The 22,347-nt window shown below is 64.0% G+C and carries 20 protein-coding genes and 2 pseudogenes; 8 read left to right on the plus strand and 14 right to left on the minus strand.

Going from position 1 to position 22,347, the window contains the following annotated elements:
• Nucleotides 1–384: 384 nt before the first annotated feature.
• The 5 genes and pseudogenes from E8F20_RS07425 to E8F20_RS07440 all read right to left on the minus strand — a co-directional run bounded on the left by E8F20_RS07425 (nt 385) and on the right by E8F20_RS07440 (nt 5,150).
• A complete protein-coding gene (locus E8F20_RS07425) occupies nt 385–1,962 on the minus strand; it encodes a malate:quinone oxidoreductase (protein ID WP_280283195.1) in 1,578 nt (525 codons plus the stop codon).
• A gap of 179 nt (nt 1,963–2,141) precedes the next feature.
• Nucleotides 2,142–3,569 (minus strand): mechanosensitive ion channel family protein, encoded by a 1,428-nt coding sequence (locus tag E8F20_RS07430; protein WP_280283196.1) that lies wholly within the window; start codon nt 3,567–3,569, stop codon nt 2,142–2,144.
• A 222-nt stretch (nt 3,570–3,791) separates the two neighbouring features.
• Nucleotides 3,792–4,496, minus strand: a complete 705-nt coding sequence (locus E8F20_RS07435; RefSeq protein WP_280283197.1) for a glutathione S-transferase N-terminal domain-containing protein — start codon at nt 4,494–4,496, stop codon at nt 3,792–3,794.
• Between the two features lie 70 nt (nt 4,497–4,566).
• A pseudogene (locus E8F20_RS28395) lies at nt 4,567–4,665 on the minus strand (glutathione S-transferase family protein); the annotation flags it as partial.
• A gap of 143 nt (nt 4,666–4,808) precedes the next feature.
• Entirely contained in the window at nt 4,809–5,150 is a 342-nt protein-coding gene (locus tag E8F20_RS07440; protein WP_028631248.1) for an FKBP-type peptidyl-prolyl cis-trans isomerase, read from the minus strand.
• A 298-nt stretch (nt 5,151–5,448) separates the two neighbouring features.
• On the opposite strand from E8F20_RS07440, the gene E8F20_RS07445 reads away from it, so the two are divergent.
• Nucleotides 5,449–5,811 carry a DUF3509 domain-containing protein gene (locus E8F20_RS07445; protein WP_280283198.1) on the plus strand — a complete coding sequence of 121 codons (363 nt, stop codon included), beginning with the start codon at nt 5,449–5,451 and terminating at the stop codon, nt 5,809–5,811.
• Between the two features lie 50 nt (nt 5,812–5,861).
• Here E8F20_RS07445 and E8F20_RS07450 read toward each other — a convergent pair whose 3' ends face one another.
• From E8F20_RS07450 to E8F20_RS07470, 5 genes are all read right to left on the minus strand, one after another.
• Nucleotides 5,862–6,053 (minus strand): hypothetical protein, encoded by a 192-nt coding sequence (locus E8F20_RS07450; protein ID WP_120651351.1) that lies wholly within the window; start codon nt 6,051–6,053, stop codon nt 5,862–5,864.
• Between the two features lie 216 nt (nt 6,054–6,269).
• Entirely contained in the window at nt 6,270–7,664 is a 1,395-nt protein-coding gene (locus tag E8F20_RS07455; RefSeq protein ID WP_280283199.1) for a TolC family protein, read from the minus strand.
• Nucleotides 7,661–10,849, minus strand: coding sequence for an efflux RND transporter permease subunit (locus tag E8F20_RS07460; protein ID WP_280283200.1), 3,189 nt, complete (start codon nt 10,847–10,849; stop codon nt 7,661–7,663). Before E8F20_RS07460 ends, E8F20_RS07455 begins: the two co-directional genes overlap by 4 nt.
• An 11-nt stretch (nt 10,850–10,860) precedes the next feature.
• Nucleotides 10,861–12,102: a multidrug efflux RND transporter periplasmic adaptor subunit MexE gene (gene mexE / locus E8F20_RS07465; protein WP_280283201.1), complete on the minus strand. Its 1,242-nt coding sequence runs from the start codon at nt 12,100–12,102 to the stop codon at nt 10,861–10,863.
• Between the two features lie 284 nt (nt 12,103–12,386).
• Nucleotides 12,387–13,304 (minus strand): LysR substrate-binding domain-containing protein, encoded by a 918-nt coding sequence (locus E8F20_RS07470; protein WP_028631254.1) that lies wholly within the window; start codon nt 13,302–13,304, stop codon nt 12,387–12,389.
• Nucleotides 13,305–13,465: 161 nt separating this feature from the next.
• Between E8F20_RS07470 and E8F20_RS07475 the strand changes: the two genes are divergently transcribed.
• The 4 genes from E8F20_RS07475 (at nt 13,466) to E8F20_RS07490 (ending at nt 18,432) form a co-directional block, all read left to right on the plus strand.
• Nucleotides 13,466–14,488 carry a zinc-dependent alcohol dehydrogenase family protein gene (locus tag E8F20_RS07475; RefSeq protein WP_028631255.1) on the plus strand — a complete coding sequence of 341 codons (1,023 nt, stop codon included), beginning with the start codon at nt 13,466–13,468 and terminating at the stop codon, nt 14,486–14,488.
• A gap of 197 nt (nt 14,489–14,685) precedes the next feature.
• Entirely contained in the window at nt 14,686–15,615 is a 930-nt protein-coding gene (locus E8F20_RS07480; RefSeq protein ID WP_280283202.1) for an AraC family transcriptional regulator, read from the plus strand.
• Nucleotides 15,616–15,718: 103 nt separating this feature from the next.
• The gene (locus E8F20_RS07485) at nt 15,719–16,177 is read left to right on the plus strand and encodes a 2Fe-2S iron-sulfur cluster-binding protein (protein ID WP_280283203.1); all 459 of its coding nucleotides are present in this window, start codon (nt 15,719–15,721) and stop codon (nt 16,175–16,177) included.
• Between the two features lie 11 nt (nt 16,178–16,188).
• A complete protein-coding gene (locus E8F20_RS07490; RefSeq protein WP_280283204.1) occupies nt 16,189–18,432 on the plus strand; it encodes a xanthine dehydrogenase family protein molybdopterin-binding subunit in 2,244 nt (747 codons plus the stop codon).
• A 1-nt stretch (nt 18,433) separates the two neighbouring features.
• On the opposite strand, the gene ptrC is transcribed toward E8F20_RS07490, so the two are convergent.
• Entirely contained in the window at nt 18,434–18,628 is a 195-nt protein-coding gene (gene ptrC / locus E8F20_RS07495; RefSeq protein ID WP_280283205.1) for a type III secretion system co-regulatory protein PtrC, read from the minus strand.
• Nucleotides 18,629–18,854: 226 nt separating this feature from the next.
• Entirely contained in the window at nt 18,855–19,766 is a 912-nt protein-coding gene (locus E8F20_RS07500) for a LysR family transcriptional regulator (protein WP_280283206.1), read from the minus strand.
• 126 nt (nt 19,767–19,892) lie between these two features.
• Between E8F20_RS07500 and E8F20_RS07505 the strand changes: the two genes are divergently transcribed.
• Nucleotides 19,893–20,636: an SDR family oxidoreductase gene (locus E8F20_RS07505; RefSeq protein WP_028631261.1), complete on the plus strand. Its 744-nt coding sequence runs from the start codon at nt 19,893–19,895 to the stop codon at nt 20,634–20,636.
• A 53-nt stretch (nt 20,637–20,689) separates the two neighbouring features.
• On the opposite strand, the gene E8F20_RS07510 is transcribed toward E8F20_RS07505, so the two are convergent.
• Nucleotides 20,690–20,920, minus strand: coding sequence for a DUF2789 domain-containing protein (locus tag E8F20_RS07510; RefSeq protein WP_280283207.1), 231 nt, complete (start codon nt 20,918–20,920; stop codon nt 20,690–20,692).
• A gap of 240 nt (nt 20,921–21,160) precedes the next feature.
• On the opposite strand from E8F20_RS07510, the gene E8F20_RS07515 reads away from it, so the two are divergent.
• Both E8F20_RS07515 and E8F20_RS07520 read left to right on the plus strand, forming a co-directional pair.
• Nucleotides 21,161–21,433, plus strand: a complete 273-nt coding sequence (locus E8F20_RS07515) for a hypothetical protein (RefSeq protein ID WP_028631263.1) — start codon at nt 21,161–21,163, stop codon at nt 21,431–21,433.
• A gap of 85 nt (nt 21,434–21,518) precedes the next feature.
• A complete protein-coding gene (locus E8F20_RS07520) occupies nt 21,519–21,809 on the plus strand; it encodes a hypothetical protein (protein WP_028631264.1) in 291 nt (96 codons plus the stop codon).
• Nucleotides 21,810–22,010: 201 nt separating this feature from the next.
• Here E8F20_RS07520 and E8F20_RS07525 read toward each other — a convergent pair.
• A pseudogene (locus E8F20_RS07525) lies at nt 22,011–22,347 on the minus strand (hypothetical protein); the annotation flags it as partial.

Consider the following 22,347-nt stretch of genomic DNA (forward strand, 5'->3'; position numbering starts at 1 on the left):
GATTCAATCGTGGAACGTACAGCCCCACTCCCCTTGGGAGAGGATTGGGGTGAGGGAGGGGGCGTCGTGTACGCAGCCGGGCTACTGGCGTGTAGGAGCAAGCTTGCTCGCGAAAGATTGTGCTCGGGCTGTTCGCGAGCTCGCTCCTACAGAAAGTCCGACTTCATCCTGCTAATCGGTGCGTTTCAATTGTCACAGGCAGAGCCGATGACTCAGGATCACGCCCCATGGATGTGGTTTCCCACGTTCAAATGAACGTGTCCGGACAGCCATGCTGAGGGGCAAACCTCGTAGGTGGGTGCTGAGCCTGCGAAGCCCAACATTTCCCGGCGCTGTGGCCAGTCCTGTCGGGCTTCGTCGCACGCGTTCCAACCTACGATTCGTTTACTGCGCAGCCACCTCGGGCAGCACCGGCACGTAGTTCAGCTGCAGGCGCTCGCTGCTCCAGGCGCGGACCTGGTTGGTCAGCTCCAGGTCGTTGTTCAGCTTGCGGCCGTAAGAGGGGATGATTTCCTTCAGGCGAGCCTGCCATTCCGGCGTCTGCACTTTGTCCTTGAAGGTCTTCTCCAGCACGGTGAGCATGATCGGCGCAGCGGTGGAGGCACCCGGCGAGGCGCCCAGCAGGGCGGCGATGCTGCCGTCGGCGGAGCTGACGACTTCGGTACCGAACTGCAGGACACCGCCTTTCTCGGCGTCCTTCTTGATCACCTGCACGCGCTGGCCGGCGGTCAGCAGTTCCCAGTCTTCGTCCTTCGCTTGCGGGAAGTATTCACGCAGCTCGTGCATGCGGTCGGCCTGACTGAGCATCAGCTGGCCCATGAGGTAGGTGCTGAGCGGTAGGTTGTCCAGGCCGGCATTGGTCATCGGACCGATGTTGTCGGTGGTCAGGGCGCTGAACATGTCCAGCAGCGAGCCGTTCTTCAGGAACTTGGTGGAGAAGGTGGCGAAGGGCCCGAACAGCAGCACTTTCTGGCCATCGATCACGCGGGTGTCCAGGTGCGGCACGGACATCGGCGGGGAGCCGACCGAGGCTTTGCCATAGAGCTTGGCCTGATGCTGGGCGACGACCTCGGGGTTGCGGGTGACCAGGAACTGACCGCCCACCGGGAAGCCGGCATAGCCTTCGGCTTCCGGGATGCCGGACTTCTGCAGCAGCTTGAGGGCGCCACCGCCGGCGCCGATGAAGACGAATCTGGCCTTGACGCTGGTTTGCGCCTCGTTGTTGCCGAGGTCGGCCACGGTAACGGTCCAGGTGCCGTCATCGTTGCGCTTGATGTCGCGTACTTCGTGCTTGAGGTTCAGCTTGACCTTGTCGCTTTGGGTCAGGGAGTCGATCAACTGGCGGGTGATCTCGCCGAAGTTCACGTCGGTGCCGATAGCCATGCGGGTGGCGGCGACCTTCTGGTCGGCCGGGCGGCCTTCCATCGCCAGCGGCACCCACTGTTTGATCTGATCGAAGTCCTCGGAGTACTCCATGCCACGGAACAGCGAGCTGTGCTGCAGGGCGGCGTGGCGCTTCTTGAGGAAGGCGATGTTGTCATCACCCCAGACGAAGCTCATGTGCGGCACGCTATTGATGAAGGACTTCGGGTTGCTCAGCACGTTGCGTTCGACCTGGTAGGCCCAGAACTGCTTGGAGATTTCGAAAGATTCGTTGATCGCCACGGCCTTGCTGATGTCGATGCCGCCGTCTGCGGTTTCCGGCGTGTAGTTCAACTCGCAGAAGGCGGAGTGGCCGGTGCCCGCGTTGTTCCAGGGGTTGGAGCTTTCCGCCGCGACCTGGTCCAGGCGCTCGTAAATGTCGATGGTCCAGCCCGGCTCCAGTTCGTGGAGATAGGTGCCGAGGCTGGCACTCATGATGCCGGCGCCGATCAGCAGCACGTCGACGGACTTCTCCGGCTCGGGTTGCTTGGCACAGCCGAGCACCGTGAGGCATAGGAGTCCTAGGAGGAGTTTTTTCATGGGACTGTCCCTTTCTGTTTCTCGAAAGGGGCGGTGCGCAGGCAAGTGTCGTGCCGGAATCAGGGGATGGCCCTGAATCGTTTCACGGGGCGGGGTTCAAGGGCCTGGAAGCATGTGAGTGTGGCGGGAATCCGCCCTTTCCGGGGTGATGAGGGTGCCGAGCGGGCGGTTTTCCGCCCTCAGCCCTTCTTGTGCAGCCAACTGAGAAAGCCACCTTTCCTGATTGCCTGGGGCTTCTGCAACAACAGGTTGCGACTGGCCTGCTCGCGGAAGGCGCGCAGGCGGGTGAGGGCGGCGCGGACTTCGATGCGTTCCTCCAGGCAGCTACGGATTGCGTCCCGCTCGACGCGGTAGAGCACGCAGGAGGTGAGCGCGGTGAATCGCGCCTGGGACGGTGCATCGTTGGCGATGCCTTCTTCGCCGAGGATTTCGCCCGGCCCCATGCGACCGGCCTCGATCATACCGGCCCCGTCCGGCACCGCCGCCGAGATGACGCCGGTGCCTATCACCAGCAGGCCATCGGAAACCTCGCCGACATCCAGCACCACCTGGCCGGCGGAGAAGGCCAGGGGCGCCATGACCTGGCTGAGTTCGTCTTTCTCCTCGCTACTCAAGGCGCGGAAAATCTTCACGTCTTCCAGCAGAAGGCGCGGCCGCGACCAGGGCTGGGGCACGCTATCGCTGCTGAAGGCTATGCCGGCGGCTTCGAGATGGCGGTGCGCCAGGTCGTACATCAGGTTGCGGACTTCGGTCTTGTTCTCGCCGGTGCGGATGAAACCGCTGGCTTCGTACTCCACGGACTCCAGGTCCGAGCCCTTGATCGCGACCTTTGGCTTGGGGTTGGTGAGCAGCACGCTGATGCCCTGCACCGTCTTTTCCAGGGCATCCAGCACCCGGCGCGGTCGCACCTGGGTGGGGACCCTGAGGCTTATGGACACGCCCGTCAGCTCATAGGGGCGGCTGAAGTTGTGGACCTTGGTCTTGGCCGCAACCGAGTTCGGAATCACCACCGTGCTGCCCTGGCTGGTGAGCAGGTGGGTGGCGCGCCAGTCGATTTCCACCACCTTGCCTTCGGTGCCGTCGATGGAAATCCAGTCATCCAGTTGGTAGGGCTTGGTGGTGTTCAGGACGATGCCGGAGAACACGTCGCTAAGGGTGCTCTGTAGGGCCAGGCCGATGACGATGGCCATGACCCCGGAGGTGGCCAGCAGGCCTTTCACCGGCAACTGCATCACATAGGCTGCCGCCGCCACCACCGCCACCAGGAAGATCACCGCGCCCAGCAGGTCCTGCAGCAGGCGCCCGGCATGGCCGATGCGCGGCATCAGCAGGCCCAGCACCACGGTCAGGGTGCGGGCGCCGTAGAGCCACCAGACGATTTCCAGGGCAGTGGCCACCAGGTTGAGTGTGGTGTCGGTCCAGGGTGGCGGCTGCAGTGGGTTCAACCCGGCATCGATGATCAGGGCGCTGAACAGCAGGAAGAGCACGGCGCGGCAGAGCACTCGCCAGGTGCGTTGCTCGACGGGAATGCTGCGCCAGACCAGCAGGTCGAGCAGTAACAGGGCGACGCCGAAAACCAGTGGGTGGTTCTGAATGAATGCGAGCATGAAATCCCTTCCGCGAGTGAGTGCGCATCACGTTAGCAGAGCTCGCCATCAGGCTGAATTGTCCTGTGGGGACGATTGAATTCATTCCGTGCTGTAGGCAGCTGCTTTGCCCGTAGGAGCTGGCTTGCCAGCGAATGGCGGCGTTTCGCTGGCAAGCCAGCTCCTACAAGTCGGTAGCCTGGCTTGCAAGGGAGAGTTCCTTCGCGAAAGCAATGTATCCGATCAATCCCGCTTCGGAATGCCCAAGCCGCGCACAACCGCCGGACGCGCGAGGAAGGCCTCGAGTACGCGCTTGACGTTGGCGAACCGCTCGAACTGCACCAGCTCGCCTGCCTCGTAGAAGCCGATCAGGTTGCGCACCCAGGGGAAGGTGGCGATATCCGCAATGCTGTACTGATCGCCCATGATCCAGTCCCGGCCTTCGAGACGCTGGTCGAGCACCGCCAGCAGCCGCGCCGACTCTTGCACGTAGCGGTCGAGGGGGCGCTTGTCCTCGTAGTCCTTGCCGGCGAACTTGTTGAAGAAACCCACCTGGCCAAACATCGGGCCGATGCCACCCATCTGGAACATCAGCCATTGGATGCATTCATAGCGGCCGCCGGCGTCTTCTGGGATCAACTGGCCGGTCTTCTCTGCCAGGTAAATGAGGATGGCGCCAGACTCGAACAGTGGCAGCGGACGACCATCCGGGCCGTTGGGGTCGATGATCGCGGGAATCTTGTTGTTCGGATTGAGGGAGAGGAACTCCGGCGACATCTGGTCGTTACGCTCGAAGCTCACCAGGTGCGGCTCATAGGCCAGGCCGGTCTCCTCCAGCATGATGGAGACCTTGACGCCATTGGGCGTCGGCAGGGAGTAAAGCTGCAGCCGGTCTGGCTGGGTCGCGGGCCACTTGCGAGCGATGGGGAAAGCCGACAGTTCACGCATGGGGACTTCCTGTTCGAGATTGAAGGGCGAATGGGCAACCTTACCTGTCGACTGCCAAAAAGTGGAAGGCTCAGTCGCGATCCGGCGCCCCCAGCGGGAACTGCGGTCGATACATGCGCGCTTGGTCCACCGCCCGGGCGAATGGCGGGCGGGCCAGCAAGCGTTGCCGACAGCCTGCTGAAAGAATCGCCCGATATCCTGCCTGTCGCCGGTGACACGATTGCCAGGGTGTTATCTCTTCAGTATTGCGCGGTTCCAGCGGCGGCTCAGGCCACAAGTCTGCGGCCTGTCGCTGCGCAGTACCGGGGTGAATCAATCGTCTCGCGTCAGCACTTCCAGCAATTCGATCTCGAACAGCAGGTTGGAGTTGGGCTTGATATGAGCGCCGACCTGGCGTTCACCGTAGGCCAGGTGCGCCGGGACGAAGAGCTTGCGCTTGCCGCCCACTTTCATGCCCATCAGGCCGATGTCCCAGCCCTTGATGACACGCCCGGTGCCGATCACGCACTGGAAGGGCTTGCCACGGCTGTAGGACGAATCGAACTCTGTGCCGTCTTCCAGGGTGCCGCGGTATTGGGTGGTGATCAGGGCGCCCTTGACCACTTCCTTGCCGTTGCCCAGCTGGATATCGGTTATCTGCAGTTCGTCACTCATGGGATGTGCTCCTTGGTTCGTCGGTCGGGTCCGGCCATTTGCGCGCAGCCTTTTCGCAGGATCGGGCGCGCCGGTCAAGCCACGACGCGATTCGTCGACGATAGGAAAGCCCGGCTTCATCGGGGCTTCGTGCAACTTGCATGAGAGTTGGGCGGGGAATCGTGCAAGTCACCCGCAGGCGGTTGGGCGCTTGCGTTCCATATGCCTGATTCGCAAGGTAATTCCCTGAAGCGGCAAACGGGCACGACGACTGCAGGGATCAAGGTCCGAAAACCCAAGATCCGACAGGAGTTTCCGAATGAAGCTGCCATTCACTGCCTTCTATGATGCCTTTGCGCAGTACCAGGTAGTCGTGAAGCCCCGACCCGACGGGTCATTGTTGCTCACGCTGACCGGGCAGGACGGCGAATCGTTCTGCAAGGCCATCGACAACGAAGCCTTGTACAGCGACGCGCGCGTGCGCCAGGTGATCCGGGAATTGCAGCGGGACATGAAGCTGGACGCGGGCGAAGTGCACTGGCACGACACGGGTATCGACTGGGTATCGCGCGATTTGCCTACCTATCAGGGCGGGCCCATTCACATGACGGCGGCCAAGACGCTGGTGGCGCGGCGCAAGCTGGGGCCCAGGCAGCAGGTTCGTCGGCCGCCCGTAGCCTGAACAACGCAGGTGGATCAAAGGAGCGGGGCGACCCGCTCCTTTTTTGTGGCTTAGCCACGCTTCGCTTTTTCGGCGAGTTCCTTCTGGGCAACAGCTTCGTTTGCCTCGCGTTGCTGCTTCTCGATCTGCGCAAGGCGCTTCTCGTAGCGGGAGATGGTGCGGTCGCCGCCGCCGGATGCCATGGCCGAACCAGCGGAAAGGGCGACGGCCAGCAAGGTTGCGGAAGTGATGAGCTTTTTCATGGAGTGTCTCCTGTTGAGATCAAGGGTTGGGGTATCCAGAGCTTTCTCCGAACGCGGTACTGCCATCCTTGACGCGGTCAGCAGGCTTCCTGGTCGTCGGTTCTTGCCAAACGTCCATGGAGCCCTGCGGACCTGAATAAAAGGCCCCGCGGCGAGGAGCTCGTACCCGCGGGGTGAAAATGCCGGCCGGGACAGGCCGGGCAAGGGAAAAGAGGGTCACGCCTGGGGCTGCCAGCCGCCGCCAAGGGCCTTGTAGATGGCGACGATGCCCCGATAGACCTCGACTTCGGCCTGGGCCTGGGCGTCTTCGGCGGCCAGGCGCTCGCGTTCGGCGTCCAGCAACACGAGGAAGTCCACAGTGCCTTCGCGATATCGGGTTGCGGCCTGTTCGGCGGCGGCGCGGGTGGCTTCCGACTGGCGTACCAGGGAAACCAGGCGCTGCTGGCGCTTGCCGTAGTCGCTGAAGGCGTTCTCGGACTCTTCCAGGGCCAGCAGCACCTGTTGCTCGTAGCTTGCCAGGGCACCTTCGGCGTCCGCTTCGGCACCTCGCAGGCGAGCGCGGACGCTGCCCAGGTCGAAGGCCGCCCAGGAGATGGTCGGGGCCACGGCCCAGGCTCGTGCAGCAGAGGAACCGATCTGCGAACCGCGCCCAGCCGTGAAACCGAGGAAGCCGGAAAGGCTCACACGGGGGAACAGATCGGCAGTGGCCACGCCCACGCCGGCGGTGGCGGCGGCCAGTTGGCGTTCGGCGGATCGCACGTCCGGGCGGCGGCGCAGCAGTTCGGCGGGATCGCCAATGGGCAGGGCCTTGGCGATCACCGGCAACGGCTTGGGCGACAGGTCCACGGTCAGCTGTTCCGGGCGCTGGCCGAGCAGCGTGGCGATGCGGTTGCGGGCACGCGCTTCTTCGGCCTGCAGTTGCGGCAGGCTGGCTTCGGTGGCGGCCAGACGACCGTCAGCGCGCAGCACATCCAGCTCGCTGCCGACGCCCGCGTCACGCAGTTGTTCTGTCAGGCCGCGTGACTCCTGCTGGTTCTCCAGGTTTTCGCGTGCAATCCGCTCCCTGAGCTGCGCGCCACGCAGGTTGCCGTAGGCGTCCACCAGTTCGGCGATCAGGCTGACCTGCAACTGCTGCAGGTCGGCCTGGGCCGCGTCGGTTTCCGCTTCGCTGGCCTCGATCTGCCGCTGGATGCGGCCGAACAGGTCCAGCTCCCAGGCCATGTTCAGGCCGAGGTCGTAACGCTCGCTGTTGACGCGCTCTTCCGTGACGCCGGGTTGCTGGCCCTTGCCGATTTCAGCGCTGGCGCCAGCGGTGACCACCGGCAACTGGTCGTTGCCGACATCGTCGCGGAAGGCACGGGCCGCCTTGAGACGGGCGAAGGCGATGCGCAACTCACGGTTTTCCTGCAACGACTGCTGCACCAGCTGGTTCAGGGTCGGGTCGTCGAACTGTTGCCACCAGACGCTCTCGAAACGGCCGCGATCGACCTTCACGGCGTCCGCCGAGGCGAGCCGCGCGGGCTCGGTGTCGGGAGCCTTGTAGTCCGGGCCCACGGCACAGGCGGAAAGGGCCAGTGCCAGCAGGGCGGGGGCGAAAGCCTTGTGCATCATGCGTGTGCTTCCTTCAGTTGCGGGGCGCGGGCGGCCTTGCGCGCTTCGCGCTTTTCGACGAATCCGCGGATCAGGACGTAGAACACCGGGGTCAGCAGCAGGCCGAAAAAGGTCACGCCGATCATCCCGCTGAACACCGCGACACCCATGGCGTGGCGCATTTCGGCGCCGGCACCGGAGGACAGCACCAGGGGCACCACGCCCATGATGAAGGCGATGGAGGTCATCAGGATCGGGCGCAGACGCAGGCGGCAGGCTTCCAGGACGGCGGCGACGCGGTCCAGGCCTTCTTCCTGTTTCTCCTTGGCGAACTCGACGATTAGGATGGCGTTCTTGCACGCCAGGCCCACCAGCACGATCAAGCCGATCTGAGTGAAGATGTTGTTGTCGCTACCAGCCAGGATCACCCCGGTGATGGCGGAGAACAGCACGGTCGGCACGATCAGGATCACCGCCAGCGGCAGGCTCCAGCTCTCGTACTGGGCGGCCAGCACCAGGAAGGCCAGGAGCACGCAGAGCGGGAAGATGAAGATCGCGGTATTGCCGGCGAGGATCTGCTGGTAGGTCAGGTCCGTCCATTCGTAGGTCATGCCGTTGGGCAGCTCTGCGTCCAGCAACTTGGCGATGGCCGCCTCGGCCTGGCCGGAGCTGAAGCCGGGCGCGGCTGCGCCGTTGATCTCGGCGGTGATGAAGCCGTTGTAGTGCATGACGCGATCGGGGCCAGCGCTGTTTTCCACCTTGACGAAGGTGGACAGCGGGATCATCTCGCCACGGTTATTTCGCACCTTCAGCTGGCCGATCTGCTCGGGCTCCAGGCGGAATTGCTGGTCGGCCTGGACGTTGACCTGATAGGTGCGGCCGAAGCGGTTGAAGTCGTTGGCGTACAGCGAACCCAGGTACACCTGCATGGTGTCGAAGATGTCGCTGATGGCAACGCCATGGGTCTTGGCCTTTTCGCGGTCGATGGCGGCATCCACCTGCGGCACGTTGACCTGGTAGCTGGTGAACACCGACATGGGGTTCAGCTCTGGCAGCTGGCGCGCCTTGGCGATGATGTTCTGGGTCTGCTTGTACAGTTCCTCGTAGCCCAGGTTGCCGCGGTCCTCGACCTGCAGACGGAAGCCGCCGATGGTGCCGAGGCCCTGAACCGGGGGCGGCGGGAAGATCGCGATGTAGGCGTCCTGGATATCCGCGAACTGCTTGTTCAGCTCGGCGGCGATGGCACCAGCGGACATGGACGGGTCCTTGCGCTCATCGAAGGGCTTGAGCGGGGTGAACACGATGCCGCTGTTCGGGCTGTTGGTGAAACCGTTGATGGACAGGCCCGGGAAGGCCACGGTGTTTTCCACGCCCGGGTGCTTGGAGGCGATCTCGGACATGCGCTTGATCACCGCTTCGGTGCGATCCAGGGTGGCGGCATCCGGCAGTTGCGCGAAGGCGACCAGGTACTGCTTGTCCTGTTGCGGCACGAAGCCAGCCGGGGTACTGGAGAAGCCCAGGTAGCCGAGTCCCAGCAGGCCGGCATAGATGAACATGGCGATGCTGCTGCCCCGCAGGACGCGGCGCACGGTACGGACGTAGCCGCCGCCAGCGCGTTCGAACATGCGGTTGAACGGGGTGAACAACCAGCGGCCGAACAGCGAATCCAGCACGCGGGAGAAGCGGTCCTTCGGTGCGTGGTGGTCCCTCAGCAGCACAGCGGCCAGAGCCGGCGACAGGGTCAGCGAGTTGAAGGCCGAGATCACCGTGGAAATGGCGATGGTCAGGGCGAACTGCTGGTAGAACTGCCCGGTGAGGCCGGAGATGAAGGCGGTGGGCACGAACACGGCGCACAGCACGAGCGCGGTGGCGATGATCGGGCCGGTCACTTCCTTCATGGCCTGGCGGGTGGCCTCCACCGGCGACTTGCCGAGCCCGATGTTCCGTTCGACGTTTTCCACGACGACGATCGCGTCGTCCACCACGATGCCGATGGCCAGTACCAGGCCGAACAGCGACAGGGCGTTGAGCGAGAAGCCGAACAGGTGCATCACCGCAAAGGTGCCGATCAGCGACACCGGCACGGCGGCCAGCGGGATAATCGAGGCGCGCCAGGTTTGCAGGAACAGGATCACCACCAGGACCACGAGCACGATGGCTTCGAGCAGGGTGTGAACCACCGCCTCGATGGAGCCGCGCACGAAGATGGTCGGGTCATAGACGATTTCGTAGTCCATGCCCTGGGGGAAGCTCTGCTTCAGTTCGGCCATGCGCTCACGAACCGCGTCGGAGATTTCGATGGCGTTGGAGCCGGGACGCTGGAACACCGGAATCGCCACGGCCGGCTGATTGTTCAGCAGCGAGCGCAGGGCGTACTGGTTGGAGCCCAGCTCGACGCGGGCGATGTCCTTCAGGCGAGTGATCTCGCCGTCGTCACCGGCCCGGATGATGATGTTCTCGAACTCTTCCTCGGTGACCAGGCGGCCCTGGGTGTTGATCGACAGCTGGAAGCTGTTGCCGGCATCGGACGGCGGCGCGCCGAGGGCACCTGCGGCGACCTGGCGGTTCTGCTCGCGAATGGCGTTGACCACATCGGTGGCAGTCAGGTTGCGCGAAGCCACCTTGTTCGGGTCGAGCCAGACACGCAGGGAGTAGTTGCCCATGCCGAACAGTTGCACGTCGCCCACGCCATCCAGCCGCGCCAGCTCGTCCTTGACGTTGAGCGCCGCGTAGTTGGACAGGTAGAGCATGTCGTAGCGGTTATCCGGTGAGGTCAGGTGTACCACCATGGTCAGGTCTGGAGAGGCCTTGTCCACGGTAACGCCCAGCCTCTGCACCTCGGTGGGCAGGGTGGGCATCGTGCGGGTCACGCGGTTTTGCACCTGCACCTGGGCGTTATCCAGGTCGGTGCCCAGGGCAAAGGTGATGGTCAGGGTCAGCTTGCCGTCGTTGGTCGCCTGGGAGGACATGTAGAGCATGCCTTCCACGCCGACGATGGCTTGCTCGAGCGGCGAGGCGACGGTTTCACCGATCACCTTGGGGTTGGCGCCGGGGAAGTTGGCGCGCACCACCACCGTCGGCGGAACCACTTCCGGGTATTCGCTGATGGGTAGCTGGAACAGCGAGATGGCGCCGCCGATCAGGATCAGCAGCGACAGCACGGCGGCGAAGATCGGCCGCAGGATGAAGAACTGGGAAAAATTCATGGCGTGCTACCTCAGCCGCGCGGGCCGACGGACGTTTTGGCGTTCTGCTCGGCCACGCGGGGAGCGTTGCTGCTATCCACGGATTGGCGCAAGCGAGCCAGTTGGGCGAGGGTGGATTCGTCGGCCATGGGCACGGCTTGCGGTTCCACAGGCGCGCCGGGCATGGCGCGCTGCAGGCCATTGACCACGATGGTCTCGCCCTTGACCAGGCCGTTGCGCACGATGCGCAGGCCTTGCAGCTTGGGCCCCAGTTCGATGGAGCGGTAATTCACTTTGTTGTCTTCACCCAGCACCAGGACGAACTTCTTGCCCAGGTCAGTGCCGATGGCCTCGTCCTTGATCAGCGCGGCCGGGTAGGTCTCGCTGCCCACCAGCTTGATGCGGGCGTAAAGACCGGGGGTGAAGCGGCCGTCCTTGTTGTCGAACACGGCGCGGCCCCGGATGGTGCCGGTACGCGGATTGACCTGGTTGTCGAGGAAGTCCAACTGACCCAGGTGCGGGTTGCCGGTTTCGCTGGACAGGCCCATGTACACGGGGCTGGCGGCGCGGGTGTCGGAGCCGGTCTTGCGGGCCAGTTCCACGTACTTGAGGAAGGCGCGCTCGTCGGCGTCGAAATAGGCGTAGACCTTGTCGGTGGAGACCACCGAGGTCAGCAGCGACTGGCTGGCGTTGACCAGGTTGCCTTCGGTGATCTCGGCACGGCTTACGCGACCGTCGATGGGCGCGGTCACGCGGGTGAAGCTGAGGTTGAGCTTGGCGTTGTCCAGTTCAGCCTGGGTGGCGGCAACCGCGGCCTGGGCTTCGGTGGCAGCGCTGGCGCGAGCGTCGGCCAGTTCGGCGGAGATGGCATTGCTCTGGCGCAGGCGCTCACCACGGCGGGCTTCGTTGGCGGCACGGTTCTGGTTGGCGCGGGCTTGCTGCAGCTGGGCTTCCAGGCGCTTGACCTCGGCCTCGAAGGGACGCGGGTCGATCTGGAACAGCAGGTCGCCTTTCTTCACCAGGCTGCCTTCATCGAAAGCCACGCGGTCGATGTAGCCGGAGACGCGCGGGCGGATTTCCACGGACTCCGGAGCTTCCAGGCGACCGGTGAATTCGTCCCATTCGTTGAGGGGCTGTTCGATCACTTCGGCGACGCTGACTTTGGGGGCCGCTTGGTTGAGCGTGGCTTCCGGTGCCTTGCCGCAGGCTACCAGTACCACCGCCGCCGCGAGGGTAAGAGGGTAACGCCAGAGATTCTTCTGTATTGCTTCCATGGGACAGCTCCGCCAATTGGTTTTATGAATGGGCGGAGTCTGCGTGCGGCGTTTCGACCAGACGAATCGAACACCCTGAAGATGACTATTACTGGAAGTGATTGATCAGGGCGGGGTTATGGATTTGTTGATCAGCGGGGAGGTAGAGGTGGAAACATTGCGGGGGGGCGAATTCATTCGCTATGCAGTCCGCAGGAGTGCCCTGCCTGGCCAGAGGGGCTGCTGCGCAGCCCTTAGCGAATGAATTCGCCCCCACAGGAAAAGCAGAGGTGTGCAGGCAGGGGCTATTCCAGGCTGTCCGGGTCCCCGCAATACATTTGAATGCGCGAGCGCAGCCAGCGCTCGGCGGGGTCATTGTCCTGGGCGCCGCGCCAGGCCATGGACAGCTCGAACGACTGGACCGGCAGGGGTGGGTCTTCGGCACGCAGGCCGCCGGCGGCGGTGAGGGCGGCGGCAGTGTAGTCCGGCACCATGGCCACCAGGTCGGTGCCCGCGAGCAGGGTGCCGAGGCCATTGAACTGCGGCACCGCCAGCACGACTTTGCGCGTTTTGCCGACCTTGGCCAGCTCCTCATCTACGAAGCCGCCCAGGTCGCCGGCGAAGGACACCAGGGCATGCGGCCTGGCGGAGTAATCATCCAGGCTCAGCGCACCGGGCACCGAGTCAGCGCGCAGGAGCTTGGGCCTTGAGCGCCGCAGGGTCTTGCGCTTGGCGTTGGCCGGCAGTTCCTCGGTGTAGGCGACGCCCACGGAGATCTCGCCGGAGGCCAGCAGGTTGGGCATCAATAGATAGTTGGTGCGTCGCACCACCAGCACCACGCCGGGGGCTTCGGCGCGCAGGCGGCGGAGCAGCGCGGGGAGCAGGGCGAACTCCACGTCGTCCGACAGACCGATGCGGAACACGGCGCTGCTGGTGGCCGGATCGAAGTCGGCGGCACGGCTGACAGCCGTGGAGATGGAGTCCAGTGCCGGGGAGAGCAGGGCGAAGATCTCCATGGCCCGTGCCGAGGGTTCCATGCTGCGGCCAGTACGCACGAACAGCGGATCATCGAAGAGGGTCCGCAGGCGGGCCAGTGCCGCACTGATGGCCGGCTGACCGAGAAACAGCTTTTCTGCCGCGCGCGTCACGCTACGCTCGTGCATGAGCGTCTCGAACACGATAAGAAGGTTGAGGTCAACTCTTCGCAGGTCGTTCCGGTTCATGGAATCATCCGTAATTAATGTGTGAAAGGTGCAGTTCCCGCGACCGGTCGTCAAGGCTCACATCATCGCCGTTTATGACAACTATCAATGGCCGCGGGTGGTTTTGTAGATAAAGCCCGGATAGAGTCCGTGGCTATGAAGAGTCACAGGCGAGGTATGTGATGTCCCGCATGATCCGTTTTCACCAGTTCGGGGGCCCCGAGGTCCTCACACTCGAAGAGTTGCCGACTCCCGTTCCGGGCCCGGGCGAAGTCCTGGTGCGCACCCAGGCTCTGGGTGTGGGCTGGAGGGACGTGCTCTGGCGGCAGAATCTGGCGGCCGAGCAACCGGCCCAGCTACCTTCCGGTCTCGGCTCCGAAATGGCCGGCATCGTGGAGGCCGTGGGCGAAGGTGTCGATGACCTGAAGCCCGGCACCCCCGTGGCCAGCTTCCCGGCCAGTACGCCGAGCCAACATCCGGCCTGGGGTGACCTGGTGCTGATGCCGCGCAATGGCCTGGTGGCCTATCCCGACGTCCTGACGCCGGAGGAAGCCTGCATCCATTACACGCCGCTGCTGATGGCCTATTTCGCCCTGGTTGACCTGGGCGGCCTGAAGCCGGGGCAGCATGTGCTGGTCACCGAGGCCGGGCATTGCCTGGCGCCGCAGACGGTGCAGTTGGCCAAGGCGCTGGGTGCCAAGGTGATCGCATCGACCAGCTACCCGGAAAGCCGTGCCTTTATCAAAGGGCTGGGTGCCGACAAGATCATCGTCACCGAAGAGCAGGACCTGGTCCTGGAGGCCGAGCGCTTCACCCAGGGCAAGGGCGTCGAGGTGGTTCTGGATCAGTGCGCCGGACAGCAGATGAAGCTCCTGGGCGATGTCGCCGCGCAGCGCGGCAAGCTGGTTGTCTATGGCTGCAACGGCGGCAACGACACTGCGTTCCCGGCTTGCGCCGCGTTCAAGAAGCATCTGCAGTTCTATCGGCATTGTGTACTCGACTTCACCGGTTCTCCGGAGCTGGGCATCGAGGCCAATGAGGCTTCGGTTCAGCGTGCGCTGGACCATATCAACCAGATGACCCGTGATCATCTGCTGAAGCCTCCGGTTGATCGCGTCTTCGCGTTCGAGGACTTCGTCGAGGCCAACCGTCACATGGAAACCTGCCCGGCAGGTGGGCGTGTCGTGATCAAGGTTGCCGACTGAGGAAGGCGGGGCGGGCCGTTGGGTCCGCCCCGAATCTGTCTTGTTGTGGAATGTTGGGCAGTGTGCCGCGCGAGGCGGCAGGGCTGATAGCCGAATCCTGCTGGATTGTTGCCTGATCCTCCTGAACCGCTTCCGGGTGCGAGACTAGCCTGCACGCCATGGGTAGAGTTGACCCATCTTCTCCGAGGGTCCAAACCATGAATGCACGCACGTTCCTTGCCGCGCAGGAATCCGGGGCGGCTGCGCGCCAGCAGCAGGAGCTGGTGCAGTTCATTGAACGATTCACCGAACAGGATGGTGCGCGAGTTACGGCCGTTCCCGGCCTGACCCTGTTCCGCACTGCGCAGCCCAGCGAACCCCTGCACTGCCTCTATGAGCCGGCTCTCGGCCTGGTGGTGCAAGGGCGCAAGAAGGTATTGCTGGGCGAGGAAACCTACTACTACGGGCCGTCGCAGTTCCTGGTGGTGTCGGTGGACCTGCCGGTGATCGGCCAAGTCATCGATGCCAGTCCTGAAGTGCCCTTTCTCAGTCTGCGCCTGGACCTCGATCCCAAGGAAATCAGTGCCCTGCTGATGGAGCTGCCATCTCCCGCTCCCGTTCCCCAAGCCTGTCCCCGCTGCCTGTCGGTGAGCGGCCTGGGTGATTCGCTGCAGGATGCGGTGCTGCGCCTGCTGCGTCTGCTGGATACTCCCGAAGACATTCCCGTGCTGGCGCCTCTGGTGCGCCGGGAAATCCTCTATCGCCTGCTGCGCGGCGAGCAGTGCGCTCAACTGCGCCAGATTGCCAGCAGCGGCACCCAGGGCCATCGCATCGGCCGCGCCGTGAACTGGCTGCGGCAGAACTTCCATCAGCCATTGCAGATCGAACGCCTGGCCAGCGAGGTGAACATGAGCACCTCGGCCCTGCATCATCACTTCAAGGCGATGACGGCCATGAGCCCGCTGCAGTTCCAGAAGCAACTGCGCCTCCAGGAAGCCCGCCGGCTGATGCTGGTGGAGGCCCTGGACGCCGCCAGTGCCGGAGGCCGGGTGGGCTACGAGAGCCCGTCGCAGTTCAGCCGCGAATACAGTCGGCTGTTCGGCGCTCCGCCATTGCGGGACATCGCGCGCCTGCGCCAGTCGGCGTGAAGGTGCCCCGGAAGGGGCCCCCTGCACCATCATTACCCTGAATGCCCGTTCGGCGTTGCCGATCGGTTTTTCCCGAACCATCCAGACAGAGGTGGTAAGCCTGATGATTACCCTGAACCTGAACGGCAACGACGTTGAGCTCGACGTGCCTGCGGACATGCCCTTGCTCTGGGCATTGCGGGACGTTGTAAACCTGACTGGCACCAAGTACGGCTGCGGCATGGCCCTGTGTGGTGCCTGTACCGTGCATATCGATGGCCAGGCGACCCGGTCCTGCGTCACCCCGGTTTCCGCGGTGGTGGGCAAGAAGGTCACCACCGTCGAAGCGATCGCCGAAGACCCGGTAGGCAAGGCTGTGCAGACGGCCTGGCGCAAGCTCGACGTGGTGCAGTGCGGCTACTGCCAGTCCGGCCAGATCATGTCCGCCACAGCGCTGCTGCGCAGCAACCCGAAACCGAGCGATGCCGATATCGATGCGGCCATGAGCGGCAACATCTGCCGCTGCGCCACCTACGTGCGCATTCGCGCCGCCATCCATGAAGCGGCCGGCACCCTGGCCTGAGGAGAGTCGACATGGGCACGTTCGAAACCAATACCCGGGCCTCCAGCGGCATCCTCAATGTCAGCCGGCGTACCTTCCTCAAGGGCTGTGGCGGTCTCGCGCTGGGCATCGCCTTCGCGCCGCTGCTGGGAAGTGGCGAAGCCCTGGCCGCTGCAGCCGGGCCTTTCATGCCCAATGCCTTCGTCCGAATCGCGGATGACGGCAGCGTGACCGTCCTGGCCAAGCACGTGGAAATGGGACAGGGCAGCTATACCGGCCTGGCGACCTTGCTGGCCGAGGAACTGGATGCCGACTGGAGCCAGGTGAGAGTGGAGGGCGCACCGGCCAACGCCACGCTCTACAACAACCTGGCGTTTGGTCCGATGCAGGGCACCGGTGGCAGCTCCGCCATCGCCAACTCCTACGAGCAGATGCGCAAGGCCGGTGCCAGCGCCCGCGCCATGCTGGTGGCGGCCGCCGCCGAGCAGTGGAAGGTACCGGCGGCGGAAATTACCGTGAGCAAGGGGGTGGTCAGCCACGCCGCTTCGGGCAAGCAGACGGGCTTCGGCGAACTGGCCGAGGCAGCGGCGCGCCAGCCAGTGCCGGCCGAGGTGCAGCTCAAGTCGCCGAAGGATTTCACCCTGATCGGTCAGGAGCGTCTTTCCCGCAAGGACAGCGCCGACAAGACCGACGGCAGCGCTACGTTCACCCAAGACTTCAAACTGCCCGGCATGTTGGTGGCGGTAGTCGCCTACCCGCCGCGCTTTGGCGGTGTGCCGAAGTCGGTGGATGCGAGTAAGGCCAAGGCTGTGCCCGGTGTGGTGGAGGTGGTGGAGTTTACCGACACGCCCCATGGTCGCGCCGGCGTAGCGGTTCTGGCGAAGAACACCTGGGCCGCGCGCCAGGGCCGTGACGCTCTGGTGGTGGAATGGGACGAAAGCAAGGCATTCAAACTCGGCAGCGAGGCGATCTTCGCCCGCTACCGTGAGGCCGCTGGCAAGGAAGGCCGGATCGCCGGCAAGCAGGGCGATATCGCCACGGCCATGGCCCAGCCCGCCAGGCTGATCGAGGCCGACTTCGAGTTCCCCTATCTGGCCCATGCCGCCATGGAGCCGATGAACTGCCTGGTGAAGATATCCGCCGGCCAGTGCGATGTCTGGAACGGTGAGCAATTCCAGACGGTGGACCAGTTGGCCATCGCCAAGTACCTGGGCATCCCGGTGGAGAAGGTCAGCCTGACCCAGCTCTACGCGGGCGGCAGTTTCGGTCGTCGTGCCAACCCGCAGTCGGACTACCTGCTGGAGGCGGTGGCCATCGCCAAGGCGGCCCGGGCCAAAGGCCAGGACGTGCCGGTGAAACTGGTCTGGACCCGCGAGGATGATACCCACGGCGGCTACTTCCGCCCGGCCTACCTGCATCGCGCGCGCCTGGCGCTGGATGACGAGGGCAAGCTGCAGGGCTGGCACCAGCGCGTGGTGGGGCAGTCCATCCTCAAGGGCACGGCCTTCGAGGAGGCGATGGTGAAGGAAGGCATTGATCACACTTCGGTGGAGGGCGCGTCCAACCTGGCTTACGCGGTGCCCAACATGCAGGTGGAATTGCATACGCCGGACGACATTGGCGTGCCGGTGCAGTGGTGGCGCTCGGTGGGGCACACCCATACCGCCTATGCGGTGGAATCCCTGATCGACCAGGCCGCCACCGTTGCCGGCAAGGACCCTTATGCATATCGCCACGAATTGCTCGGCAAGAAACCACGCCACCAGGGGGCGCTGGAGCTAGTCGCGCAGAAAGCAGGCTGGAACCAGCCAATAAAGCCGGGCGCGGAAGGCGAGAAGCGCGGGCGTGGCATTGCCGTGCATGAGTCCTTCGGCTCCTTCGTCGCCCAGGTGGCGGAAGTGACGGTAAAGGCCGATGGCAGCTTCAAGGTGGATCGTGTGGTCTGCGCGGTGGATTGCGGCGTGGCGATCAATCCAGACGTGATCAGGGCGCAGATGGAAGGGGGCATCGGCTACGGCCTAGCCGCCTCGCTGCATGGTGCGATCACCCTGAAAGACGGGGTGGTGGAGCAGTCGAACTTCCACGACTTTCAGGTATTGCGAATCAACGAGATGCCGGTGGTGGAGGTGCACATCGTGCCGTCGGCGCAAGCGCCTACCGGTGTCGGCGAGCCCGGCGTTCCACCTATTGCCCCGGCCGTGGCCAATGCGCTTTATGCGGCAGTGGGGCAGCGCTTCTACACGCTGCCGTTGCCAAGGCAGGTGAAGCCGGCCTGATTCAGGCTGCCTGGGCGGCGCAGATCAGCTCACGCAGGGCCTTGCGCTCGGCCAACGGAGTGGGGGCCTTGCGCACGGCCAGGCTGCCGTCTTCCAGGCTCACCACTACTTCGGTCTCGAAGTGCAGGCGCAGTTCATCAAGGGTCACGTGGGTGACTTGATAGAGGTTGTCGCTGATACGAGGGTCGGCTGACATGGCATTGGTCTCGTTCCGGTTGGCCGCAGGGCCGATGGAGCGATAGTGACGCCAGGGCATCCAGCGCGGAATTGAAAGGGGGTGATGGTGAACATCATTCCTGTCGATGGCATGGCGTGGACCCTACAGGGGGCACCTTGAGTCAGGCTTGAAAATCGTAGCCCGGATTTCATCCGGGCTACGTGGCTGCAGAGCCCGCAGGAGGCGTCGACGTGGCCCTGCCCAGTCAGCCCTGCGGAACGAAGGTGGGGTCGGAAAGGTGCTTGACCAGCAAATCGTGGACCAGCCTTACCCGCGGTGATACGGGGCCTTGCTGGGGGCGGTAGATGAACATTTCCCAGGGCGCTGGCGCCTGGTCCTGAAGCACTGCTATCAAGCGGCCGGCACGGATGTGCGAATCGACCAGGTAACTGGGTAGCTGGCCGACGCCGATCCCGGCCAATACAGCGTCCAGTTCGTTCTCCGGGTCGTCGGTGCAGAACGCTGCATTTGCCGGCTGGATCTGCCGACCCTCGGCGAATGTCCAGGGCCAGACGCGTCCGGTGTTGTTGTCGATCAGTGCCGTGGTTGGGGTCTGGTGCAGGGCGTCCACCGTCCCGGGTGTGCCCTGGCGTTGCAGCAGCTCCGGGGTCCCGACCACCCGCATCGGGATCTGCGCCACGGCCCGGGCGATATAGCGGCGGTCACGAATGAAGCCGATGCGCACGCCGAGGTCGATCTGTTGCTCCACCGAGTCGGTGAGCTGGTCGGAGAGGCGCATGTCGAAGTGGATACCAGGGTGTTCCCGGGCGATTTCCGCGAGTACGGGAAGCAGAAAACGTCGCCCGACCGAGCGCGGTGCGGCAATGCCTACGCGCCCGGCCAACGCCTCTTCGCGCTTGCCACCATGCGCCTGGAACAACTGGTCCAGTCCGGCCAGGGCCTCGCGGGCCTGGCTGGCTAGGCGCTCGCCGAAGGCGGTGATCTGCACGTGACGGGTGCTGCGGTGGAACAGCGGTTCACCGAACTGATCTTCCAGGTCCTTGATGGCGCGGGTCACGGTTTGCGGCGAAGCACCCAGGCGGGCGGCGGCTTCGCGGAAGCTTGGGGTTTCGGCGGCGACACAGAGGATGCGTAGCAGTTCGATGCGATTGAACATGGTCAGTGTTCCGTTAATTGGAATTGCTAAATCCTAACTATTCCATTCATTGGCGGTAAAACCTTTCCGATACTGGCGCTCAGTCACCGGATTCATCCTGATTCCGGGCTTCCTGGGAGTGCCTTCATGAGCAACAACATTTCCAACAAGGTTGTAGTCATTACCGGTGCCAGCAGCGGGCTGGGCGAAGCTACCGCCCGGCACCTGGCGTCCCTGGGCGCCAAGGTGGTGCTCGGCGCGCGCCGGGTCGAGCGCCTGCAGAGCCTGGTCGCGGAGATCGAGGCGGCTGGCGGTGAGGCCTTGGCCATTGCCACCGATGTCACCTCTGCCAGCCAGGTGGCCGCCCTGATCGACGGCGCGGTGCAGCGTTTCGGTCGTGTCGATGTGCTGCTGAACAACGCCGGGCTGATGGCCATCGCGCCCATGGATGAAGTCAAGGTGGACGAGTGGTCACGCATGTTCGACATCAATGTCATGGGTGTCCTCCACGGCGTAGCAGCCGCGCTGCCGCTGTTCCGCAAGCAGGGCAGCGGGCATTTCATCAATGTCGCGTCCGTCGCCGGCATCAAGGTGTTCAGCCCGGGTGGCACCGTCTATAGCGCCACCAAATTCGCGGTGCGTGCCATCAGCGAGGGCCTGCGCCATGAGGTCGGTGGCGCCATTCGCACCACGGTGATTTCCCCCGGCGCAGTCGATTCCGAGCTGAAGCACGGGAGCTCCCACCAGGAAAGCACCCAGACCCTGGGCGAGTTCTACAAGATGGCCATACCCGCCGACTCGGTGGCGCGGGCCATTGCCTACGCCATCGAACAACCGGCTGATGTGGACATCAGCGAAGTGGTGCTGCGTCCTACGGTGCAGGACTTCTGAATCCTGACGTAATGCAAGGCGGCCCTGGTGGCCGCCTTTTTCGTTCTGGCGATCTACTTGCTCAGTAGCACCGCCAGTTCGTCGGCTTCCTCGCACCAGTCGGAATCCTCCGTCAAGGCGTCACGCAGGAAGGCGGACTGGGCCTGGTTCCAGAATGGTGCATCAGGCAGGGCCTGGCCTACCGCGAGTCGATTGCCGGAGACGAAGCGTTCTATTCCGGCCTTGTCGGAGGGCAGGCCGAGCTGGTCGAAGAGGGCGCTGAGGGAGTGATGGCTGGTGTCCATGTGCGAGGCCTCCGGTGGGGTGAGCGACGGGGAAATGACCTCCATCGACTATAGACCCTGCGCCGGCCAGGACCGCTGGACGACAGCATGTCGGCCAAGGCTGGTGCCGGCTTGCGCTGCGGGCAGGCTTGGCTAGCCTCACAAAAAGCGCGGTTATCCAATCGCGAGCCACCTGCATAGGGGGGCGAAATGGGCATCCAGTGCGAGCAAAAATACTCATTGCGGGACCCGGTGGAGGCCATGCTGCTGGTCGCGCCTGTCTGGACGCCGGTGCTCTTCATCTTCCTTGCCCAGTTGCTGCATGAGTTCTTCCAGATCTACTGGCTGTTCAATTCCAGCCTGAGCACCTTCGGCATGTTCCTGGTGCCGGCGGTTTCAGCGCTCCCCCTGATCCACGATTCGCCTCGTCCGCTGGTCATCAGGCTATTGATGGCGGGCGGCTACTACCTGGTCGGGTTAGCGGCGATCTTCCTGATGTCCTGGGGGATGCTGCTCTATACCGGCTATACCTGATCCGTCCGCGGAACCTGGCGCGGGGCCGCGGATCAAAGGTCCCGGGTCCGCACATTCGGCGGATCGTCCCACTACGGAGCCTTTCATGTCGCCCTTGAAGAAACTCGCACTTATCGGACTCGTGGCCCTGCCGCTGGCTGGTTGCCTGAAAGAGGAACCCATCGACCAGGCGGTGCTCTGCACCTACAGCACCGATGCCGAGGCCAAGTTGTGCAAGCCCGGGCAGATGTCCTGGTTCAAGGCGGGCAAGGCGATCAATCAGTCCCTGCCGTTGAGCGTGGCGGCGGCGTACTGCGACTTCAACTATCAGGTGATGTACAACGAGGCGGGAGTGATCTGCGTGTTCACCGACAAGCGCTTGAGTCTGGTGAAGTAGGGAGCGGCGCGGGGTCTGTGGGGCCGGAAGGGCAGCTACGCTGCCTTGGCGAATGAACTCGCCCCTACACGGACAGAGCACCGCCGGGCGGTCTGCCCGTATTTTTCAGCCGCAAATAGAAAGAAGGCGCCACATTTGGCGCCTTCTGCCTTTCGAGGATTTGCATACATCGTGATTGCCTGCCTCTGAACGGCTCCGGGATCAGCTGATGCGGTTGGCACCCGTGCGGTCAGCGCCGCCTTCAGCGACATCGAAGGCTTTGGTGCGGTCGGAACCGCCTTCGGCGACATCGAAGGCCTTGGTGCGGTCGGAACCGCCTTCAGCGACATCGAAAGCCTTGGTGCGGTCGGAACCGCCTTCGGCGACATCGAAAGCCTTGGTGCGGTCGGAGCCGCCTTCAGCTACCCGCAGGGACTGGGAGCGGTCGGAACCGTTTTCAGCGATACGGTTAGCGCCGGTGCGATCAGCACCACCTTCGGCTACGCGGTGGATGCTGGTGCGGTCGGAACCCCCTTCAGCGACAACGGAACCCTGGGGC

Origin of the sequence: Pseudomonas sp. BN415, from assembly GCF_029871195.1 — a bacterium.
In the GTDB taxonomy this organism is placed as follows: Bacteria; Pseudomonadota; Gammaproteobacteria; order Pseudomonadales; family Pseudomonadaceae; genus Metapseudomonas; species Metapseudomonas resinovorans.

Coding starts and splice junctions, on each gene's coding strand:
- E8F20_RS07425 (WP_280283195.1), bottom strand. CDS start 1,962: ATGAAAAAACTCCTCCTAGGACTCCTATGCCTCACGGTGCTCGGCTGT.
- E8F20_RS07430 (WP_280283196.1), bottom strand. CDS start 3,569: ATGCTCGCATTCATTCAGAACCACCCACTGGTTTTCGGCGTCGCCCTG.
- E8F20_RS07435 (WP_280283197.1), bottom strand. CDS start 4,496: ATGCGTGAACTGTCGGCTTTCCCCATCGCTCGCAAGTGGCCCGCGACC.
- E8F20_RS07440 (WP_028631248.1), bottom strand. CDS start 5,150: ATGAGTGACGAACTGCAGATAACCGATATCCAGCTGGGCAACGGCAAG.
- E8F20_RS07445 (WP_280283198.1), top strand. CDS start 5,449: ATGAAGCTGCCATTCACTGCCTTCTATGATGCCTTTGCGCAGTACCAG.
- E8F20_RS07450 (WP_120651351.1), bottom strand. CDS start 6,053: ATGAAAAAGCTCATCACTTCCGCAACCTTGCTGGCCGTCGCCCTTTCC.
- E8F20_RS07455 (WP_280283199.1), bottom strand. CDS start 7,664: ATGATGCACAAGGCTTTCGCCCCCGCCCTGCTGGCACTGGCCCTTTCC.
- E8F20_RS07460 (WP_280283200.1), bottom strand. CDS start 10,849: ATGAATTTTTCCCAGTTCTTCATCCTGCGGCCGATCTTCGCCGCCGTG.
- mexE (WP_280283201.1), bottom strand. CDS start 12,102: ATGGAAGCAATACAGAAGAATCTCTGGCGTTACCCTCTTACCCTCGCG.
- E8F20_RS07470 (WP_028631254.1), bottom strand. CDS start 13,304: ATGAACCGGAACGACCTGCGAAGAGTTGACCTCAACCTTCTTATCGTG.
- E8F20_RS07475 (WP_028631255.1), top strand. CDS start 13,466: ATGTCCCGCATGATCCGTTTTCACCAGTTCGGGGGCCCCGAGGTCCTC.
- E8F20_RS07480 (WP_280283202.1), top strand. CDS start 14,686: ATGAATGCACGCACGTTCCTTGCCGCGCAGGAATCCGGGGCGGCTGCG.
- E8F20_RS07485 (WP_280283203.1), top strand. CDS start 15,719: ATGATTACCCTGAACCTGAACGGCAACGACGTTGAGCTCGACGTGCCT.
- E8F20_RS07490 (WP_280283204.1), top strand. CDS start 16,189: ATGGGCACGTTCGAAACCAATACCCGGGCCTCCAGCGGCATCCTCAAT.
- ptrC (WP_280283205.1), bottom strand. CDS start 18,628: ATGTCAGCCGACCCTCGTATCAGCGACAACCTCTATCAAGTCACCCAC.
- E8F20_RS07500 (WP_280283206.1), bottom strand. CDS start 19,766: ATGTTCAATCGCATCGAACTGCTACGCATCCTCTGTGTCGCCGCCGAA.
- E8F20_RS07505 (WP_028631261.1), top strand. CDS start 19,893: ATGAGCAACAACATTTCCAACAAGGTTGTAGTCATTACCGGTGCCAGC.
- E8F20_RS07510 (WP_280283207.1), bottom strand. CDS start 20,920: ATGGACACCAGCCATCACTCCCTCAGCGCCCTCTTCGACCAGCTCGGC.
- E8F20_RS07515 (WP_028631263.1), top strand. CDS start 21,161: ATGCTGCTGGTCGCGCCTGTCTGGACGCCGGTGCTCTTCATCTTCCTT.
- E8F20_RS07520 (WP_028631264.1), top strand. CDS start 21,519: ATGTCGCCCTTGAAGAAACTCGCACTTATCGGACTCGTGGCCCTGCCG.